This is a genomic window from Chloroflexota bacterium (genome assembly GCA_016235055.1).
GTDB lineage: Bacteria > Chloroflexota > Anaerolineae > JACRMK01 > JACRMK01 > JACRMK01.
Genome location: JACRMK010000073.1, coordinates 34,507 through 52,944 on the forward strand (window position 1 = coordinate 34,507; position 18,438 = coordinate 52,944).

An 18,438-nucleotide genomic window follows, 5' to 3' on the forward strand; every position below is an offset into this window, starting at 1 on the left:
CGATAACCTGGCGAGGCCGTAAGGCCTCGCCGGTTCTTTTATGCCCGCCACACTCCGTTTCGAGCCTGTCACCTGGTGGAACCGGCGCGACTTTGTCCGCCTGACCCGCGAGACGCTCTGGAGCCCGGCCTGGCCGGGCGATGAGCGCGTCTGGCGCGAACTGGAGCATGGCCCCGAAACGGTTCGGCGCGGCGCGCGGCTGATCTACGACGGGCGCACGCCCGTCGGCCGCGTCATCGTTCCGCACATCGGCGACTGGCTGATCGTGCGCGACCTGTCATTGCGCGACACGTCCGGCCTGCCCGAGCGCGCCGCCGATGCGTTACTCGACCTGGCGGCGCGGCAGTCCGCCGCGTACGTGCGCGCGAGCGTGCAGGGGCCATACTGGCCGGCACTGGCGGCGCGCGGCCTGCGCGAGCAAAAGCGCCGCACGACCATGCGCCGGGACTTGCGGACGCTGCCCCCCACATTCACCGCCGCCAACACCCGCCACCCCGATGCCGCCGACTGCGATCTGCTCGGCCAGTTGCTGTTCGCCGCGTATGCCGGCACTGCGGACGACGATGGCGAGGACGTGGACGTCTGGACCTCGCATGCCTACGACATCATCGGCGGGCAGTTTGGACCGTACGTTCCGGCGGCTTCATTCGTTACCCCGGTGGACGCGCCATACCATTGCGCGGCGCTGGTGGTAGATTGCGCGCCCGGCTGCGGCGTGCTGGGGCAGGTGGCGACACGTCCCGAGCAGGCCAATCGGGGCCAGGCTCGCCGGCTAATCGGTTATGCGCTGGCCGCACTGGCGGGCGCGGGCTACCACACCTGCTTCCTCGAAGTGACGCTCTCGAACGCCAATGCGATTCACCTCTACCGCTCGCTCGGCTTCGAGATCGTGGGCCCGGAGATCTTCTTCGGGTACAAGTGGCTGCAAAAGCAGAAGGACCATTCAATAGTCGAAGTGTAGGCTGAAAATCCGACGACGCGGGCGCTGGGCTTGTCGAAGCGCGCATGTCCCTGCCCTTCGACAAGCTCAGGGCACGATCGCATAGTGGACGTTTCGACTTACGCATCGCCTCGGTAAGTAGGTGCTTCGTATTGCGAAGTATTTGTAAAATCGCGGCGCTATCGCTAAAATACATTGGTTTGCCGTCGCTTTCCCGGGGGCAACATTGAACGGCACGATTGCGTTCACGTTTGCCCCTTTTTTCTGTCGATTGGCCATGCGTTTGCGTATCATGACGTACAACATCAAAGCGGGACGTTACCATCCCGATGGGCTGGAGGCCGCCGTGCGCGTGGTCAAGCGCCACGCGCCGGACATCCTGGCCCTGCAAGAAGTCGATGAGGGGATGCCGCGCACCAACGGCGTGGCGCAGACCGATTGGTTGGCGCGCCGCCTGCGCATGCGCGGGTTGTATGCGCCCGCGCTGGAGCGCGATGGCGGCCGCTACGGCATTGCGCTGTTGACGCGCCTGCCGGTGCAGGCGCACGAGCGCCGGTTGCTCTTCCGTCCGCAATACCCGGATACCGACCGCCGGCCGCGCCATGACAGCGAGCCGCGCGTGGCGTTGGCCGCCGTGCTGGACAGCGCAGCGGGCCCGCTGCGGGTCTTCGTCACCCATATCGGCCTGACGCCGGATCAGCGTTCCGTACAGGCGCGCGAGGTGGCGGCGTTCGCGGACGGCTGGGGCGGCCGCGCGCCCGCATTGATCGCCGGCGACTTCAACTGCGATCCTGATGCACCCGAACTGGAGGCGCTGCGCGCCGGCTACACGGACGCCTGCGCCCTGCGCGGCGTGAGCGGCGACGCGCGCTTTACGTTCCCGTCGGGTGCGCTCGGCGCGCGCGCGCCCGAAGGCTGGCGTGGCGCCATTGACACCGTCTGGGTATCGCCGGGCCTCACGGTTCACGCGGCGCGGGTCGCCGCCGATGAGTCGTGCGCCAGCGACCACCAGCCGGTCATCGTGGACTTCTCCATCGGGGCCTGACCGGCCCGGCCTCTCCGGACTTGCGCAGCGTGTCACTCCGAACCATGTTCAACTTCTCATCGGCGCCGCCGGATGCGACGCCGGTCCAGCGGCGCAACTTCATCAACGTGCAGGTGGACGCGGTCGGCGTCGGCCTGGCCAGCGCGGCAGCGCCGTTCCTGCCGGTGTTTCTGGCGCGCCTCGGCGCGAGCAACACCGAGGTTGGCCTGCTGACGGCCATGCCCGGCTTCACCGGATTGATCATCGCCATCGCCATCGGGCGCTTCCTGCAGGGACGCAAACAGATCGTGCCGTGGTTCAGCGGCGCGCGGCTGATTGTGCTCTCATCCTATGCGGCTACCGGCCTCGCGCCGTTCATCGTGCCGCGCCAGTACCTGGTCGTGTCGATCCTCGCCATCTGGGCGCTGGCGACCATCCCGCAGACGATGGTCAATGTGGCGTTCTCGGTGGTGATGAACGCGGTCGCCGGCCCCACGGGGCGCTATGACCTCATGAGCCGCCGCTGGTCGATCCTCGGTCTGACGACGGCGCTGACGGTCGTGATCGTCGGGCAGGTGCTGGACAGCATCGGCTTTCCGTTCAACTATCAGATCGTGTTTGTGGCGCTGTCGCTCGGCGGCCTGGTCAGCTACTATTTTTCGAGCCACATCAGCCTACCGGATGCCGAGCCACCGCCGCGCGTCGAGGGGCAGTCGGCGCGGGCGCGCGTCAAAGGCTACTTCGCGCTGATTCGCAGCGAACGCTCGTTTGTCGTCTTCGCGGCGAAACGGTTCGTCTTCCTGTCCGGCTCGCAGTTGGCCGTGCCGCTGTTCCCGCTATATTTTGTGCGCGAGGTACACGCCAGCGACGCCTGGATCGGCCTGATCAACACGGCGCAGTCCGCGATCATGATGGTCGGCTACTTCGTCTGGATGCGGCAGACGCGCACGCGCGGCACGCGCTTCGTGCTGGTTAGCACGACCATGGGCCTGTCACTCTACCCGCTGCTGACGGCGTTCACGCACCAGGTCGAGTGGATCGTGCTGTATGCCGCGCTGGCCGGTATCTTCCAGGCCGGCGTCGATCTGGTGCTGTTCGACGAGCTGATGAAGACGTTTCCCGCGAAATACAGCGCGACCTTCGTTTCGCTGGCGCAGAGCCTGCAAAACCTCTCCTCAATGCTTGCGCCGCTTGTCGGCACGCTGCTCTCCATGTATATCGGTATCAGCGGCGCGCTGGTGGTCTCGGCGGCGATTCGTCTGCTGGGCTGTGCGCTGTTCGCGTGGGGCGGGCCGGAGCCTAAGGCGGCCGCCGCGGGCGCTGCGCTGCCCGCCGAGACGCCGGACCGCTGAGCGGTGATCCTCGTCCGGAAAGTTGTCGCGACCATAGCGCGCGAGCATGGCGGCGGCCGCGAACTGTTCGTCTTCACACATGCGAACTGATGGGGGTATGATGCAAAACAGTCGGACCTGCCATATACCCGCGTCAGCGTTGGGGCGGCTCGCGAGCCGCCCGGTTCGCGGGCGCATCACGATGCGCCCCTACACGGATGCGCTCCGACAGCTTGTCGGTTCGCCTGATTTGACGATGTCTTGTTGACATTGGCCGGTTTGGCATGTGGAATTGGGGAGTTTCCTGGTCATGAGCTTTGAGTCCCTCGCGCCTCTGCGCTATCGCAATTTCCGGCTGATCTGGTCGGCGCAACTGATTTCGGCCGGCGGCATGCAGATGCAGCGCGCCGTCATCCTCTGGCATATCTATAAGCTAACCGACAACGTCTCGATGGCGGCGATCGCGCTTGGCCTGATTGCGCTCTTCCGCGCGCTGCCGGCGATCCTGTTCTCGATGATCGGCGGCGTCATCGCCGATGCGCGCGATCGCCGCCGGGTGCTGCTGATCACCCAGAGCGCCATGATGCTGATCGCGGCCGGACTCGCGCTGTCGACCTTCATGGGCGTCGTGTCGGTGCCGCTCATCTATCTCGCAGTCTTTCTGACCGGTGCGGCCGGCTCGTTCGATGGCCCGGCGCGCCAGTCGATGGTTGCCACGCTGGTACCGCCGCGCTACCTGGCCAACGCGTTCAGCCTCAACTCGGTCATGGCCGAGGTCGGCTACATCGCCGGCCCCGGCATCGGCGGCCTGCTGATCGGGCTGCTGGGCACTGAGGGCATCGCGTATATCTACGTGATCATCGCGGCGTCGTTCCTGGCGATCATCGTGGCGCTGACACTCATGGCGCCGCTACCAGTTGCGGCTGAGCCACTACGCTTTGGAGACGGGGCGGCCGGCGCGCGCCAGTTTGTCGCCGCGCTTGTCGAAGGCGTGCAGTTCATGCGCCGCTCGCCGGTGGTCATGTGGGCGATGCTGACCGACTTCTTCGCCAACTTCTTCGCTTCGGCCAACACGCTGATGCCGATCTTCGCGGACCAGTACCTGAAGGTGGGGCCGCAGGGTTACGGTCTGCTGCTGGCCGCGCCATCGATCGGCTCAATCAGCGCCGCCATCATTATGTCACTCCGCCCGGTGCGCCACAATCCGGGTCGCATCATCCTGGCCGGCGTCTTGCTGTTTGGCCTGGCGACGACATTGTTCGGCCTGTCGGTGTTGGTGGAGCCGTTGATGCGCGCGGTGGGCGGCCCGTTGGTCATCCTGGGCGTGCCGGTGGCCTTTGTGTTTGCGCTCGTGACGTTCGGGCTGACGGGCACCGGCGACACGATCAGCATGATCCTGCGGCAGACGGTGCGCCAGTTGGCGACGCCCGACCGGCTGCGTGGGCGCATGACGGCGATCAACACGATGTTTGCGATGGGCGGGCCGCAACTGGGCGACTTGGAAGCGGGCATCGTGGCCAGCCTGTGGGGCACGCCGTTCGCGATCGTCAGCGGCGGCATCGGCTGCCTGCTCGCTGTGCTGGTGGTGCTGCGCTGGGGCGGTCCGCTGGTGAATTACGACGGCGCGCATTTGCGCGCGCCGCACGCCGAGGACGCGCCGCCGCCCGCACCGGCGGCCGCTCCCGCCGGAGAGTAGCGAGGGATAATGACGATCCGGTGCATGACGTACAATATCCTAGACGGCGGCCGCGGGCGCGCGGACGCCATGCGGGCGGTGCTGGACGCCGCGCAGGCCGACATTGTGCTCTTGCAGGAAGTGGCCGAGGCCGAGGTCGTTACCCGCCTGGCGGCCGCACTGGGCTATGCCGGCTTCGTCGCGGAGGCGAACCAGCCACGGCACAAGATTGCGCTGTTATCACGCCTGCCGGTACTTCATCACGCGGCGGCGCACCCGTTCCCGCTGCGCAGCACGCTCCTCGAAGCACGACTCGTTCTACCAACGGGCGCGCCGTTGCATATTTTCGGCGTGCATCTGGTCGCGCCGTCGCACGTCGAACTGTTCGAGCGTTGGCGCATCCTTGAGCTGGGCGTAATTCTGCGCCGCGCGACGGTGGCCCCGAACGAGCTATGCCTGCTGGCCGGCGACTTCAATGCGATTGCACCCGGCGATCGCGTCGATCTAGCGCCGCTGCCGGGCTGGCTGCGCGCCGCGATCCGCCTGCAAGGGGGACGCGCGTCCACCGGCGCTATCGCGTCGCTGTGCGCGGCCGGCTGGCATGACGTGTACCGCGAACTGCACCCCGACGACGATGGATTTACTTTACCATCTGTCTGCCCCAATGCGCGGCTGGATTACGTGTTCGTAAACGATGCGCTGCGCGGGCGGCTCACTGCCTGCGATGTGCTCGATGCGCCGGAGGCCGTGCGCTCGGCGTCGGATCACTTGCCGGTGATCGCCGAGTTTGCCCTGTAAACTGGTACGCCAAAACCACCACAAAGTCACCAAGACACAAAGAAAACCTTTGTGCGTTTGTGTCTTGGTGTTGGATTGCTTGTGTTGAGTTCGATGTCAAAATCTGATTCCCTCGCCGCTCTGCGCATTCGCGACTTCCGCCTGCTCTGGACCGGCCAACTGATCTCGCAGATCGGCACGCAGATGCAGCGCGCGGCGATTCTGTGGCACGTGTACAAGCTGACCGGTGACGTGTCGCTGGCGGCCGTCGCGCTCGGTTTGATCGCTCTGTTCCGCGCCGCGCCGGTGATCATTTTCTCGATGATCGGCGGCGTGGTGGCCGACGCGCAGGACCGCCGCCGCGTGGTGCTGGCGACGCAGAGCACGATGGCGCTGACGGCGGCGCTGCTGGCGCTGAGCACCTTCAGCGGCCATGTATCGGTGCCGATCATCTACGCGGCGGTGTTCATGACGGCGGCGGCCGCCGCGTTCGACGGCCCGGCGCGCCAGTCGCTGGTCGTCAACATCGTGCCGCGCTCGGTGCTGCCTAATGCCTTCAGCCTGAACTCCATCATCGGGGAGGTGGGGCGCGTCGTCGGCCCCGGAGTCGGCGGTCTGCTGATCGGGCTGGCCGGCGACGGCATCGGCATCGTCTATGCGCTCAACGCGGCGTCGTTTGCGGCGGTGATCGCGGCGCTGCTCGTCATGAACCCGCCGCCCGCGCCCGCCGAAGCGGAGCCTTCGCCGCGCGCGGTCGGCACGCCGCGCGGCAAGCAGTTCTTCGTGGCACTGGCGGAGGGCTTCCGCTACCTGCGTTCCTCGCCGATCATCTACTCGGCGATGCTGATGGACTTCTTCGCCAGCTTCTTCGCCTCGGCCAACACGCTGATGCCGATCTTCGCCGACCAGATCCTGAAGGTCGGCCCGACCGGCTATGGCCTCCTGCTGGCCGCGCCGTCAATCGGCTCGATCGCCTCCGGCGTGTTTATGTCGTTCCGGCCGCAGTTCGAGCGGCCCGGCCGCATCATGCTGTCGGCCGTCGGTGTGTTCGGCCTGGCGACGACACTCTTCGGCCTGTCGGTGTTTGTCGAGCCGCTGGCGCGCGCACTCGGCTGGCCGCTCGCGATTGGCGGTATGTCGATCGCGATGATCTACGCGCTGCTGACGTTCGGCCTGACCGGCATGGGCGACACGATCAGCACGATCCTGCGCCAGACGATCCGCCAGATGGCGACGCCCGACCACCTGCGTGGGCGGCTCACGGCGATCAACGTCATGTTCGCGATGGGCGGGCCGCAGCTCGGCGACCTGGAAGCGGGCATTGTCGCGGGCTTGTGGGGCGCGCCGTTCGCGGTCATCAGCGGCGGGGTCGGCAGCCTGATCGCCGTGGTGCTGGCGGCGCGCTACGCGCGTGCGCTCGTGAACTACGACGGCGCGCACCTGCGCGAGCCACTTGCACCTGACGCGCTGCAGACAGGGCCGGCCGGCAAGTAGGGCGATACGAAAAGGCCGCGACCGTCGGTCGCGGAGGGCGCCCACCTCGCTTGCATTGTGACAACCACGTTGGCAGATCCGAGGTACGTGACTGATCATCGGAACCAGTATCAAACACCAGCGCTTGTACGCAAATGAGAGTGACTTGCTTAGCACGCTATTGGGGAATACAATCTTCAATGGGGAGCGTACAATTGAGGTCATGTTGCGTCTTTGCGATGGCGGAGGATAGTCGACTGACATCGAGAGGGTTTTGCAAGGGCGCTCTTCAATCCTTTATGCTCTCAGTCCAACTAGAAACAATGCAAGCGTCGCACATCCCAACGATGATCTGTTGGAAAGAGATAAGACCATGTTGGTGATAAATATATCGCGAACCCTGATGCACTATCTCGAAGCCAAATTCCAGTAAGCCACTGTGCCGCCATTCACAAGGATAGCCTCATGCCTAATAGAGCGACTGAAGAAATTATAAAGAACCAAGTATTCCTCGGATTGCCTTGGAAGAACGTCCGGCCTCACTATGAGAAAGCAATAGAGAAGCTTGAAAAGAAATACCCTCTCGCATTTACCATAGTGGGGAGAAGTGATTCTCAAAATGCAGACGACTTGTTAGAGGTGATCAAGGCGCGCATCCGTTCTTCCAGCTATGCTATCTTCGATGCCACGAGGGGAAACGCGAACGTGTCTCTGGAATTTGGGTACGCGGAAGCCTTGGACATTCCCAGGGTAATTTACTTGAGCGTTCACGGGGCAGCACATCAGCGGTCGACCGGCAGTATCATCTCGGATCTCAGCGGCAGGCGACGCGTTCAATACACCACTGAGCCAAACCTGATTTCTCAACTTGACGCATTTTGCCATGAACACGATTTCACCAAGCGATTCGAGAAAACCCTCACGGCGTCGTTCGGCAGCCTTAGACGAGGGAGGAAGAAGAGCTTACGAGCGCTTACGCTTAAGACTATTCACTATCTGACAGGCAAAGCACGTGTGCGAAGGGATGATCTGGTCCAGCATTTGGAGGCAATTGGCTACCCAGGGAAAGATATTGAGGCTGCGATAAAGAGCTTGCATAATCGCGAGCTGATCATCGTGGACAGGGGGACGCTACTCAACCGTAAGAATCGGATGACTGGTGCCGGCCTGACACCGAACCTACGTCTGGAGGACAAAATACACACAGGGCGCCGGATCAGCCCGGTGCCCTGTGCATGTGTCCGTGTGGCCGTCGCCTAGTTACGCCTCGATCGGCTTCTGGGTGCCGGCGCGCACGACCGCACTCAGCGCCTGGCGCTTCTGTTTCTCCCGACTTGTTTTCATTCGGCTCCCAGTAGGATTGCGTCCATGATACCTGACTGACAGTTGCTGGGACTTACCCTATCAAGCGACACGACCAGCGCCAAATGAACACCAACACGCGTCTCTCGCGTTTTCCGGTTTTGATTCTCTTTCTGACTTTGAGCGCGGTCGGAGGCGCGTGCGCTGCCGTAACCGGAAACGCGGATACGGCAGCATCGAGTGCAACTCCATTCCAGCGAACGCTCACTCCGAATCAGAGGACGACGATATCGCCTACGGCGACGCCAGTGCAAGACGTGGGGGTCGCATTCCGTTTGTCTGTGGGGAGCTTTCGGGTCTATCAAGTGACCCGCTATCAAGCGTACCCCATTCCGGAAACCATGACGGTAACCCGCGTGGTCACGGACACGGTTGTCAACGTCGAAACCATCGCGCCGTATGTCGTCGCGACTATTCATCGCAGCGAGCACGCTGAAACGGCGGTGGCCGTCCCCGCGAGCATGCTGGATATTTTGATGCCGGCCGGTTCGCGCAACTATTGGCTGATCGCGAAGGGGAACCGGTTGTATCGCCAGGACAACAAACTGGACCTGTCCGCGCTGGATGAAGCGCTGCTGGAATTAGTGTTCCCTCTCACTCTCGGGGCGCAGTGGTACCAAAGCGACCTACTGGCGAAAAGCAACCCCACACCCCGGGCCGACGCATACATGCTGCGCAAAGTAACGGACGTCGGCGCGGTTACCGTGCCGGCCGGCCATTTTGATAGTTGCTACTTCCTGCAAGAAGAGTGGGCGGGTACAACTTTCGAGAATTGGTATTGCCCGGCAGTCGGATGGGTGGACCGAAAAGCCGATCATCACGGGACGCCGGAAGGTTGGCGCGAGGTTCTCATTCACTATCAAATGAACAGGTAGCCGACGCAACATGCGAACGGCGAAGTCGGTCCGACTCCAGGCTCAACGCGTAATGAGCATGATCGGAAAGTCGTAAACAAAAAGACCTCGCGGGTTTCCAAAACCCGTGGGGTCTTTGGTTGCTAAACGCACCTACGCGTCGATCGGTTTCTGCGTGTCGGCGCGCTCCATAACGGCTACCGGCGCCTTCTTCGTCATGATCAGCCCGTCCTCGCCGGCATCCACCAGCACGCGGTCGCCTGCCTTGAACACGCCGGACAACAGCTTGCTGGAGAGCGGCGTTTCGATTCACGCATAAGAAACTAAGGCGGTTTCACCGTTGGCAACGGGAGTGGCGGAGTAATGCCTGGCAAAGGCAGTGTCGGCACAATCACGGTCGGCACAACTGTTGGCAAATGGATCGTAGGCGGCAGTGGGATAGCGGCCGGCGGGGTTGGCGTCTTCACAGGCAGGGTCGGCACACTCACGGTTGGTGCAACCGTCGGCACAGGTATCCCGGGCGGCAGTGGGAGGGATGCCGGCGGGGTTGGCGTCTGCACCGGCAGCGTGCGCTCAGGCAGGGTCGGGCTTACGGTTGGCCCGGGCGGCGTGAGGCCGGGCGCGGGTGTTTTCGGCGCAGTGGCGGGTTGAGTGACCGGCTGCCCGGTCGGTTCAGGCGTAGGAAACGTCAGGAGTCGCTCACTCGCAGCTTGTGACAGGGTCAGTGCGCGCCGGATCGCGCTTGCTGAGGGCGCCGGGACCTGCTCTGCCAGCGCGCGCAAATGCGCTTGCTGGCGAGCCAAGCGGTCGTGCAGCGCTTGCGCCAGCAGACGAGATTCCTGCCCGGGTCGAGATTCGAGGGCCGCAATGGCCTCGTTCACGGCGTTCCCGTATTCGCTGACCGCTTGTTCGGCCAACTGGGTTTGTCCCGTCGTTGCGAGCGTCTCTGCCTCGCTCAAGCGTCGGTCAGCCCGAGCCATGAGAATGCGCGTCCGGCTCGCGGGGTCGTTGGGCAGGGCGAGTTCAATGCGCTCGGCTGCCCGTTTGACGGGATACAGTGCATCGCCCGGCAAACTCAATTCTGCGGCGTATGTGGTGGCGCTCAACAACAACAGCGCCGCTGCCACTATCGCCGTCGCCCACCTGTAACGTGGTTTGGCCAGTTCCATCATCGCCGCGTTCACGTGCGCGATCAACCCTGCACGCGGCGCCGGGAGATTCTGAATCCGCCCGCGCAGTTCCGCCTTGAACGCAGCGCGCGCCGTTACGTCCGGGACCGTCTCAATGGCCTGCGCCACTGCCAAGAGCGCCTCGAGCGCTTCGGCCTGTGCCGGATATTTCGCCAGGCAGTCTCGCACCGTCGATTGGCCGGAGCGAATAGCCTCTAAACAATCTTCCAGAATCACGTCCATCTAATGCCGGTCCTGTTCGGGCTGGCGGAGGAGACGTTGCAGCGCGTTCAATGCACGAAATTGCAAAGCCCGTACTGCTCCCTTGTCTTTTCCCAAGATTTCTCCCACCTGCTCCGTGCCGTATCCCTCCAGGAATTTCAAAATGATCACCTGTTGCTGATCATCGGTCAAGCGCGCGATGGCTCTTTGGAGCCTTTCACGCGTGAGATGCAGTTCCGCCCAGTCGTCAAAGCTCGGCATGCGTTCGTCGGCAAGCGGCAATTCGTCAAGGGGCGCTTCGGCGCGTCGCGTTCGATAATGATCCACGATGAGATTGTGCGCGATGCGATACAGCCACGCGGCAAAGGGCCGCTCGGTCGGTTGGTAGTCGCCGATGCGCTCCCATGCCTTGAGAAATACCTGCGAGGTTAAATCCTCGGCGACGGGAACTAACCCGACCTTATAGTAGACGTACTTGAAGATTCGGTCGATGTAGAGGTCGTACAGTTCGGCGAATGCGTCGGCGTCCCGCCGGACCGCGCGCCGGACCAACGCGCGCTCGTAGTCTACCATCCCGACTGCACCCCGTGAATGTACGACATCGTCCATCCCCTATAACGAATCTGCATGGATTTTGTTACGGCCAGCGGCTCACATATTAAACTGCTACTTTTCGCTTTGTCAAAGGCACGAGCATTGAGATCATGCCTCGGGCATCTTTTTTGCTCGCCCGTAACATTTCCCCTCCCCGTTCGTTGTCATATATGAAGCAGTCTAAATTCCTGTCAGGAGGGAGTTCCATGATAACTGTGCGAATCCTCGTGTCGGTTGTGTTGATGGCTGGCGCAAGCATGTTCGCGCCGTCGGTCCAATCGTTCGTCGCCAACGTAGCGACCGACGTGAGCCAGCGCGTGACGACGGAAGTGAAGTTGCCCGGCGTTTCCGCGAATGCGGACACGCTCGTGAACGCTAACACGGAGGCGCAGGGGGCCGTCCGGGCGAACACACAGGCGCAGACCGGCGCAAATGTGCAACCCCAAACGAATGCGAACGCGCGAACCAGCGGGAGCGTGAACACGCCAGCGCAAGCGAACGCCAACGTCCAGGCGCAAGCGAACACGAACGCACCAGCCCAAGCGAACGTGAGTCCGAACGCGCAGACGAAGGCGAACGCCAACGCGCAAGCAAACGCCAACGTCCAGGCGCAAGCGAACGTGAGTCCGAACGCACAGACGAAGGCGAACGTCAACGCGCCAGTGAATTCCGAGGTGGAAGCGAACGCTAAGGTTGCGGCAGCCATCGCCGCGCACTTCAACGTCGCGGCGTCCGAGGTCCTGGAAATGCACGCTGCCGGTCTGGGCTATGGCGAGATCGTCAAAATCCATGCGCTCGCCAAAGCATCTGGCAAATCCGCTGCAGCAATCAAGGCGATGCACGCGTCCGGCATGGGCTGGGCGGAAATCGCGCTGGCGCTGAAAGTCCCTCTGCAGAATCTGGACGTGAACCTGGGTGGGATCGTTTCGACCACGTTGCCATAGCCCTGTTGCCGGCAAAAGGCACGCAGAAAAAGAGAGACCTCTGTCGACAGAGGTCTCTCGCTTTCCTCCAGCGACGCCCGACCACCTGCGCGGGCGGCTCACGGCGATCAACGTCATGTTCGCGATGGGCGGGCCGCAGCTTGGCGACCTCGAAGCGGGCATCGTGGCGGGGTCGGCAGCCTCATCGCCGTGGTGCTGGCGGCGCGCTACGCGCGTGCGCTCGTGAACTACGACGGGGCGCACCTGCGACTAGCGACTAGCAACTAGCTGCTAGCAACTAGCGACTAGTTATGAGTTTGTGCCAGTTTGTGCCACTTCTATTGACTCCCCCCCCATTCGTGGTATGGTGTAGCCAGATCGTTGCTGACAATGATGCCTCGCGGTAAGTAGCGTGTACAAGGAGGCCATCATGCGCGCTTTACCCCGTTCCACCCGTACCTGGTTGCCGGTCGTTGCGCTCGTCGTGTTGTTTGCGCTGGTCGGTGCGTTCGTAGTTAGCGTGCTGCCCGGCGGCGGCTCAGCCCCCGGCGCGCCCCCTTCTGTCATAGCCACGCGCATCGCCATCGTGACCGGTACAGCCACGTCGATCACGGCGACGGTTGCGCTCACCCCAACCGCGACAGCGACTCTAACCGTGGCGCCGGTTGTCAGCACAACGGCGACGGCCACGCCCAAACCGACGGCAACCACGGCACCGACGGCCACCGCCACGATTGCAGCCAACCCAGTATTGACCACCACCCGGTCTGCTACGGCGGACTGGAAGGTGTACGAGAATCCCGAGCATGCATTCCGCGTCAAATACCCCCCTCAATTCGCATATAGCATCCGCACGCCTCCGCTCGGTCCTGAGATATTGTACTACATGAGCTTCTACGACGGCTCGAAATACCAGTCGCCATTTTCGGGTCAAGCGCCAGCGATTAATCTTGCTGTCCTGGCTAATCCGCAGAAATTCGCGGGGGACGACTGGGCCAAGGCGCATCTCTTCACGACGCCGAACTCCGTACAATACACTTTTCAGTTCGAATCATATCAGATCGCTCGCACATTTTCTGTCAGCGGCATTCAATCTACCAGACTCACTGCCGTCTCAGGCGAAGGAATCACAGGTCATGTGATCTTAATTCCTTTGCTCAGCGAGTCGAAGATGATCTACCTCTCTTACTTTATGGATCCTCCCGCCCTCGAACCTCTGTTTGACGCGATAACATTGACGCTGGAACGTACTCGCTGAAGCTTGAAATGGACTTCACACAAGGAGGTGCCTCCTCATGCGACGAGCCTCTAATCCCTTCGCGCTGCGACTATGCATTGCGATGCTTGGAATTCTTGTTACATTGGGCGCGCCGAAACAGGCTATAGCATCAGATCCGCCCGGTTACATGTTGCCGTGGACCGCCGAGCAATGGAAAACCGTGACACAAGGCTGGAATACGGGCACCCATACGGGAACCAACCATCAATATGCCTACGATTTCTACTTGACCGAGAATATCTCGGTGCGGACGGCGCGGGCCGGCACCGTGGCTTGGATTAAGGACACCGAGACTACCTGTCTTAATGATCCGTATGCCACTGGAAATGGCGTTGTCATTAATCATGACGACGGCACAGCGACGTTGTACATGCACCTGGCGCCGAAGCAGAACGGCCAGCCCTATGGCGTACTCGTCGTTGGGGGAAACAAGGTGCATCAGGGCGCGATGGTCGGCCGCAGCGGTAACACGGGCTACGTCTCACCTTGTTATCCGGACGGGACAGGCGGCTACCATCTGCACTTCAACCATCAAAGCCAGGGCGGTCAGCCATGGACTACATCGCAAGCGGTGTATTTTGAGGAGTATCCGGGGTGGATACTGAACGCCGGCAGTTCCTACTTGTCCCGAGATTATGATCATGTCGTGATGGTAGCCGACGCGCCATTGCCCGGTGCCTATACAGGGCAACTGCTGCACCTGCGCCCGCAATCTCGCGGCGATGATTTCCGCATCTACCCGATCAGCGGCGGCCCAAGCCCATGGGATGGCTGGAACGACGACCCCAGCGCTGTGCATGTGCCGCACGGAGTCAACGTCACGCTCTATGCCGACATCAACTACGGCGGCTATGCCGAGAACTTTTCCACGACCGACAAATGGCTGCCCGATAATCCGGTTGGCAACGACAACGTCTCTTCGATGCGCTATGATGGCGTGTGGCTATTCCAGCACCTCAATTACAATGCGGACGTCAACTACGAGGCGAAAGCCGAGTTCTTTACCGGCTATGCCGACTACCTGCCCAACAACTACATCGGGAACGATTCCGCTACGTCGCTGACCGTTGGTCACAACTGGCAGGTGACGCTATACCAACATGCGTGGGGTACTGGTAATCAACTCGTCCTGGGTGAGGGCAACTACCCCGACCTGCGTCAGCACTATTGCGGTTGCGGCGGGGATGGTACCTGGAATGATCAGGCGTCATCCATCCGGGCGGCTCGTGTCGGACCGTAGACCAGAACCATCCCAAGATGATGCGTGGGCAAGTGCCAATAGCACATTCCTAAAGTGACTCGTTGGCGCTGGTCTCCGTTGACCGAGAAATATAGAGACCCCACGGGTGTCCAAAACCCGTGGGGTCTTTGGTTGCTAAACGCACCTACGCGTCGATCGGCTTCTGCGTGCTGGCGGTTTCCATAACCACCGCCGGCGCCTGCTTCGTCATGGTCAGGCCGTCCTCGCTGGCGTCCACCACCACATGGTCGCCTGCCTTGAACACGCCCGAGAGCAACTTGCTGGACAGCGGCGTCTCCAGCGCGCGTTGGATCAGCCGCTTCAGCGGCCGCGCCCCGTACTGCTGGTCGTAGCCGTTCTTGCCTAGCCACTGCCGGGCTGCCTTGGTCAGTTCCAGCGACAGGCCGTGCTCGACGATCCGCTTGGCGACTTCCTTGACCTCGAGGTCGACGATCCGCACGATATGTTCCGGCGTGAGCGCGTGGAAGATGACGATCTCATCGATCCGGTTCAGGAACTCGGGCCGGAACGTCTTCTTGAGCTCGTCGGTCATCTTCTCGCGGAAGTGCGCGTCGGCGACCTGCGCGTCCGCGGTGCGGAAGCCGAGCGCGCCGCCCTTGCTGACCGTCTGCGTGCCGACGTTGGACGTCATGATGATGAGCGTGTTGCGGAAGTCCACCGTCCGACCGTGCCCGTCGGTCAGCCGCCCGTCGTCGAGGATCTGCAGCAGCGTGTTCCAGACCTCCGGGTGCGCCTTCTCGATCTCGTCGAACAGCACGACCTGATACGGTCGCCGCCGCACCGCCTCGGTCAGTTGCCCGCCCTCGCCGTAGCCGACGTAGCCAGGAGGCGCGCCGACCAAGCGGCTGACGGTGTGCATCTCCTGGTACTCGCTCATGTCGACGCGCACCATCGCGTCCTGGTCGTCGAACATGTACTCCGCGAGCGCTTTGGCCAGTTGCGTCTTGCCGACGCCGGTCGTGCCGAGGAACATGAACGAACCGATCGGCCGGCGTGGGTCCTTCATGCCGGCGCGCCCACGGCGGATGGCGTCGGAGACGAGCCGCACCGCCTCGTCCTGCCCGACGAGTCGCTGGTGCAGGCCGTCCTCCATGTGCAGCAGCCGGTCGGCTTCTGTCTCCAGCATGCGCTTGACCGGCACGCCGGTCCACGACGCGACGATCTCGGCGATGTCCTCGCCGTCCACGATCTCGTCGAGCCCGCGCTCGCGGCGGAACGCGCCCGCCTTCTGGTTAAATTCGGCTTCCAGCTTGATCCGGTCGGCTTTGACGCGCGCGGCGTGCTCGTACTCGGTCTTTTGCGCGGCCTGCTCTTCTTCGGCCAGCAGCGTCTGGATGCGCGCGCGCTGCTCGCGCAGATCGTGCGGCAGGTCGAAGATGTCGATGCGCAGCTTGGCCGCCGCCTCGTCCATCAGGTCGATCGCCTTGTCGGGCAGCGAGCGCTCGGTGACGTAGCGGTGCGACAGCCGCGCGGCCGCGTCGAGCGCGCTGTCGTCGATCTTGATCTGGTGGTGCTGCTCGTAGCGCGGACGCAGCACGCGCAGCATCTGCACCGTGTCGTCGACCGACGGCTCCTCGACGTAGATCGGCGCGAAGCGGCGCTCCAGCGCGCGGTCGTTCTCGATGTGGTTGCGGTACTCGTCGGCTGTGCTCGCGCCGACGCACTGCAATTCGCCGCGCGCCAGCGCCGGCTTCATCATGTTGCTGGCGTCGAGCGAGCCCTGCGCCGCGCCGGCGCCGACGACGTTGTGCAACTCGTCGATGAACAGGATAATCTCGCCGTTGGCGGCGCGTGTCTCGTCCAGCACGGCCTTCAGCCGCTCCTCGAACTCGCCGCGGAAGCGCGAGCCGGCCACCATGCCGCCGAGGTCGAGCTCGATCAGGCGCTTGTTCGTCAGGTTGTCGGGCACGTCGCCGCTGACGATGCGCTGGGCCAGCCCCTCGACGATCGCCGTCTTGCCGACGCCCGCCTCGCCGATCAGCACCGGGTTGTTCTTGGTGCGGCGCGCCAGCACGCGCATGACGCGCATGATCTCCTCGTCGCGCCCGATGATCGGGTCGAGCTTGCCCGCCCGGGCCAGCGCGGTCAGGTCGCGCCCGAACTTCTCCAGGCTGCGGTACTTCGTCTCGGCGTGCGGGTCGGTGATTTTCTGGCCGCCGCGCACCTGCTGGATGGCGCTGAGCGCGCGGTCCTTGCTGATCGCCGACTCGCGCAGGATGCCGGCCGCGGCGCCGTCGCGCTCGCCGACGATGGCGAGGAAGATGTGCTCGGTCGAGATGAACTCGTCGCCCATCCGGCGCGCTTCCTCTTCCGCGCCGTCCATCACACGCTTCAGGCGCGGCGTGACGAAGATCTGTGCCTGGCCGAACGACGATGACGGTGTGAAATAGGTCTTGGCCGTCGCCTGCAGCGCGTCGTCGATGCGCCGCCGAATGTACTCGCCATCGGCCTGCAGGATATTGACGACCTGCGTAATCACGCCTTCCGGCTGCTCCAGCAGCGCGAGCAACAGGTGCTCCACATCCAACTGGCTGTGCTTATAGCGCACCAGAATCTCTTGCGCGCGGGCAATCGCGTCCTGCGCGCGCTCCGTGTACCGGTCAAATCGCATCATAATGCATGCCTCTTTCCGTTTCCTCCCAGGGTCTTTTCAAAGTCGGATTTGCCCTCTCCCTAACCCTCTCCCGCGACGCAAAAGCGGCGTCGCAGGCGAGGGAATGGACGTCTTCCCCTGTTCGCTGCCGTTGCGAACGGGGGAAGGCAGGGATGGGGGCAGCGCAGGCCTGGACTTTGGAAAAACCCTGCGTTTCCTCCCCGATAACCAAAACGCCGGCGCAGACGAGCTGTACCGGCGTCACTTGCTGTCTTGGCATTTATTATACGACAGCAACAATCAGAATTTCGTTAGAACCCGCCTGACCAACCGGGTAGTTTGGGCGCCCTTCGACCCCGTCTGCTCAGTGCGTTGGCTGAGCTAGTCGAAGCCATCCACCCTTCGACCGTTCGACCCCGTCTGCGCGGGGCGGTACGGCAGGCTCAGGGTGCGTGCCTTACCAGTTCAGCCGTCGTACCGGCGTAACCTCCACCACCACGGTGTACGTCTTGTCGGTGCGCACATCCCAGTCGTATTTGGTCTTAAACTGGTCGATGACCATGGCCGGCGTCGCATCCAACTCAAGTACCTGCGCCGTGCCCTCCAGGATGACTGGCGCGGAGCCGTCTTCCAGCGCCAGCGACACGCGCGAGTTCTTGCGGATGTTGCGCACCTTGACGCTGTCCGGCGCGGTGCAGAGGTAGATGCGGCCGTCGTGCGCGATGAACCAGATCGGAACCAGGTGCGGCGCGCCGCCGGGCCGCACGCTCGTCAGCCAGATGTTGCGCTCTTCGCGCAGTTTCTTGTCGATTTCGTCAGATGTCAGGGGCATGGGGGCGATTATACCATTGATATGCCATTGACCTTACCGGTCTTCAAGACCTACAGCAGTTCTCATTTTGACGTCTTGCCAGCAGGTTGCCCCCCTCATCCCCTGGCCCCTTCTCCCCCGCGCGCGCGG

Annotated in this window: 16 protein-coding genes; 12 read left to right on the forward strand and 4 right to left on the reverse strand. The window is 62.9% G+C overall.

Annotated elements, in window-relative coordinates; all coding sequences use genetic code 11:
- Nucleotides 1–40: 40 nt before the first annotated feature.
- The 9 genes from HZB53_18405 (at nt 41) to HZB53_18445 (ending at nt 9,457) form a co-directional block, all read left to right on the forward strand.
- Nucleotides 41–961 (forward strand): GNAT family N-acetyltransferase, encoded by a 921-nt coding sequence (locus HZB53_18405; protein MBI5879626.1) that lies wholly within the window; start codon nt 41–43, stop codon nt 959–961.
- A 256-nt stretch (nt 962–1,217) separates the two neighbouring features.
- Complete coding sequence (locus HZB53_18410) at nt 1,218–1,985, forward strand: endonuclease/exonuclease/phosphatase family protein (GenBank protein ID MBI5879627.1); 768 nt, start codon at nt 1,218–1,220, stop codon at nt 1,983–1,985.
- Nucleotides 1,986–2,014: 29 nt separating this feature from the next.
- Nucleotides 2,015–3,316 carry an MFS transporter gene (locus tag HZB53_18415; protein ID MBI5879628.1) on the forward strand — a complete coding sequence of 434 codons (1,302 nt, stop codon included), beginning with the start codon at nt 2,015–2,017 and terminating at the stop codon, nt 3,314–3,316.
- Nucleotides 3,317–3,605: 289 nt separating this feature from the next.
- Complete coding sequence (locus HZB53_18420; protein ID MBI5879629.1) at nt 3,606–4,991, forward strand: MFS transporter; 1,386 nt, start codon at nt 3,606–3,608, stop codon at nt 4,989–4,991.
- A 24-nt stretch (nt 4,992–5,015) separates the two neighbouring features.
- The gene (locus tag HZB53_18425) at nt 5,016–5,768 is read left to right on the forward strand and encodes an endonuclease/exonuclease/phosphatase family protein (protein MBI5879630.1); all 753 of its coding nucleotides are present in this window, start codon (nt 5,016–5,018) and stop codon (nt 5,766–5,768) included.
- Between the two features lie 93 nt (nt 5,769–5,861).
- Nucleotides 5,862–7,241, forward strand: coding sequence for an MFS transporter (locus tag HZB53_18430; protein MBI5879631.1), 1,380 nt, complete (start codon nt 5,862–5,864; stop codon nt 7,239–7,241).
- A 253-nt stretch (nt 7,242–7,494) separates the two neighbouring features.
- Nucleotides 7,495–7,653: an abortive infection family protein gene (locus tag HZB53_18435; GenBank protein ID MBI5879632.1), complete on the forward strand. Its 159-nt coding sequence runs from the start codon at nt 7,495–7,497 to the stop codon at nt 7,651–7,653.
- Nucleotides 7,654–7,685: 32 nt separating this feature from the next.
- Complete coding sequence (locus HZB53_18440; protein MBI5879633.1) at nt 7,686–8,480, forward strand: hypothetical protein; 795 nt, start codon at nt 7,686–7,688, stop codon at nt 8,478–8,480.
- Between the two features lie 167 nt (nt 8,481–8,647).
- On the forward strand, nt 8,648–9,457 hold the full coding sequence (locus HZB53_18445) for a hypothetical protein (protein MBI5879634.1): 810 nt from the start codon (nt 8,648–8,650) through the stop codon (nt 9,455–9,457).
- Nucleotides 9,458–9,759: 302 nt separating this feature from the next.
- Here HZB53_18445 and HZB53_18450 read toward each other — a convergent pair whose 3' ends face one another.
- Both HZB53_18450 and HZB53_18455 read right to left on the reverse strand, forming a co-directional pair.
- Nucleotides 9,760–10,848, reverse strand: coding sequence for a hypothetical protein (locus tag HZB53_18450; protein MBI5879635.1), 1,089 nt, complete (start codon nt 10,846–10,848; stop codon nt 9,760–9,762).
- Nucleotides 10,849–11,400 (reverse strand): sigma-70 family RNA polymerase sigma factor, encoded by a 552-nt coding sequence (locus HZB53_18455; protein ID MBI5879636.1) that lies wholly within the window; start codon nt 11,398–11,400, stop codon nt 10,849–10,851.
- Between the two features lie 278 nt (nt 11,401–11,678).
- Between HZB53_18455 and HZB53_18460 the strand changes: the two genes are divergently transcribed.
- The 3 genes from HZB53_18460 to HZB53_18470 all read left to right on the forward strand — a co-directional run bounded on the left by HZB53_18460 (nt 11,679) and on the right by HZB53_18470 (nt 14,863).
- Nucleotides 11,679–12,365, forward strand: a complete 687-nt coding sequence (locus HZB53_18460) for a hypothetical protein (protein ID MBI5879637.1) — start codon at nt 11,679–11,681, stop codon at nt 12,363–12,365.
- A gap of 409 nt (nt 12,366–12,774) precedes the next feature.
- A complete protein-coding gene (locus HZB53_18465) occupies nt 12,775–13,602 on the forward strand; it encodes a hypothetical protein (protein ID MBI5879638.1) in 828 nt (275 codons plus the stop codon).
- A gap of 37 nt (nt 13,603–13,639) precedes the next feature.
- On the forward strand, nt 13,640–14,863 hold the full coding sequence (locus HZB53_18470) for a peptidoglycan DD-metalloendopeptidase family protein (GenBank protein ID MBI5879639.1): 1,224 nt from the start codon (nt 13,640–13,642) through the stop codon (nt 14,861–14,863).
- 145 nt (nt 14,864–15,008) lie between these two features.
- Here HZB53_18470 and HZB53_18475 read toward each other — a convergent pair whose 3' ends face one another.
- Entirely contained in the window at nt 15,009–17,495 is a 2,487-nt protein-coding gene (locus HZB53_18475; protein ID MBI5879640.1) for an AAA family ATPase, read from the reverse strand.
- Nucleotides 17,496–17,934: 439 nt separating this feature from the next.
- A complete protein-coding gene (locus tag HZB53_18480; GenBank protein ID MBI5879641.1) occupies nt 17,935–18,309 on the reverse strand; it encodes a pyridoxamine 5'-phosphate oxidase family protein in 375 nt (124 codons plus the stop codon).
- Between the last annotated feature and the right edge of the window lie 129 nt (nt 18,310–18,438).

Coding starts and splice junctions, on each gene's coding strand:
- HZB53_18405 (MBI5879626.1), top strand. CDS start 41: ATGCCCGCCACACTCCGTTTCGAGCCTGTCACCTGGTGGAACCGGCGC.
- HZB53_18410 (MBI5879627.1), top strand. CDS start 1,218: ATGCGTTTGCGTATCATGACGTACAACATCAAAGCGGGACGTTACCAT.
- HZB53_18420 (MBI5879629.1), top strand. CDS start 3,606: ATGAGCTTTGAGTCCCTCGCGCCTCTGCGCTATCGCAATTTCCGGCTG.
- HZB53_18425 (MBI5879630.1), top strand. CDS start 5,016: ATGACGTACAATATCCTAGACGGCGGCCGCGGGCGCGCGGACGCCATG.
- HZB53_18430 (MBI5879631.1), top strand. CDS start 5,862: ATGTCAAAATCTGATTCCCTCGCCGCTCTGCGCATTCGCGACTTCCGC.
- HZB53_18440 (MBI5879633.1), top strand. CDS start 7,686: ATGCCTAATAGAGCGACTGAAGAAATTATAAAGAACCAAGTATTCCTC.
- HZB53_18445 (MBI5879634.1), top strand. CDS start 8,648: ATGAACACCAACACGCGTCTCTCGCGTTTTCCGGTTTTGATTCTCTTT.
- HZB53_18450 (MBI5879635.1), bottom strand. CDS start 10,848: ATGGACGTGATTCTGGAAGATTGTTTAGAGGCTATTCGCTCCGGCCAA.
- HZB53_18455 (MBI5879636.1), bottom strand. CDS start 11,400: ATGGTAGACTACGAGCGCGCGTTGGTCCGGCGCGCGGTCCGGCGGGAC.
- HZB53_18460 (MBI5879637.1), top strand. CDS start 11,679: ATGTTCGCGCCGTCGGTCCAATCGTTCGTCGCCAACGTAGCGACCGAC.
- HZB53_18465 (MBI5879638.1), top strand. CDS start 12,775: ATGCGCGCTTTACCCCGTTCCACCCGTACCTGGTTGCCGGTCGTTGCG.
- HZB53_18470 (MBI5879639.1), top strand. CDS start 13,640: ATGCGACGAGCCTCTAATCCCTTCGCGCTGCGACTATGCATTGCGATG.
- HZB53_18475 (MBI5879640.1), bottom strand. CDS start 17,495: ATGCGATTTGACCGGTACACGGAGCGCGCGCAGGACGCGATTGCCCGC.
- HZB53_18480 (MBI5879641.1), bottom strand. CDS start 18,309: ATGCCCCTGACATCTGACGAAATCGACAAGAAACTGCGCGAAGAGCGC.